The organism is Streptomyces sp. AC627_RSS907, assembly GCF_019049165.1.
Map to the genome: position 1 here is coordinate 1 of NZ_JAGMUE010001049.1, position 841 is coordinate 841.

Below are 841 nucleotides of genomic sequence, written 5' to 3' on the forward strand. Positions count from 1 at the left end.
ATGTAATGGACCGCATAGGCGGCACACACGGACAAGTGCCGGCATGGGGTGACACGGCCGTACCCCGCCCGCGAGCGGTCACCGGCCGGCGGCGGCGTACGGCGGTCGACGGGGCGGGCTCACTCCGCGACGCCAGCCTTCGGCTTGGCCGACCGGCTCTCCATGGCCGCCGGTTCGGTGAGCGTGTACGACAGGACCCAACAGGCGATGGGCATCGACACCAGCGAGGCGAGCGCCCAGCGCAGCGAGGTGGCCTCGGCCAGGGCGCCGACCAGCGGGCTGGCGATGCCACCGATGCTCACGGCGAGCCCGAGCGTGACGCCGCTAGCGGTGCCGACCCGGCGCGGGAGGTAGTCCTGCCCCAGGGTGACGTGCAGCGAGAAGGGCACGTAGAGCGCGACGGCGGTCGCCGCGACGAAGACGTACACCAGCGGCCCGGGCGCGAAGGGGATGCCCGCCACGGACGGGACGGCCACCGCGTACGCGACGCGCAGCGTCCGCACCCGGCCCCAGCGCGCGGCCAGCCGGCCGCCGAGCAGGGTGCCGATCGCGCCACCGCCGAAGAGGATGAACAGGGCCGCCGCACCGGCCGTGTCGCCGGCGTCCAGGTGGTGGCGCACGTGCAGCGAGATGAACGCGCTCAACCCCACGTACGCGATCGACCGGCAGATCACGACCGCCGAAAGGCGCAGGAACAGCGGCCAGTCGTCCTCGCCCGCCCGCTCCTTGGCCGCGCCGGAACCGGCGCCGTCCCAGCCGGCCCGGCCGCGGGTCCACAGCACCAGGGCGACGCCGACGACCGCGGGGACGATCAGCAGCGGCGTGGCCGAAAGCCCGCCGA

General features: G+C 74.7%; 1 protein-coding gene. It reads right to left on the reverse strand.

Annotated elements, in window-relative coordinates; genetic code table 11:
* Window positions 1–119: 119 nt before the first annotated feature.
* Window positions 120–841, reverse strand: a 722-nt coding sequence (locus KUM32_RS40190) for an MFS transporter (RefSeq protein ID WP_217146650.1), incomplete at its 5' end; no start/stop codon positions are given.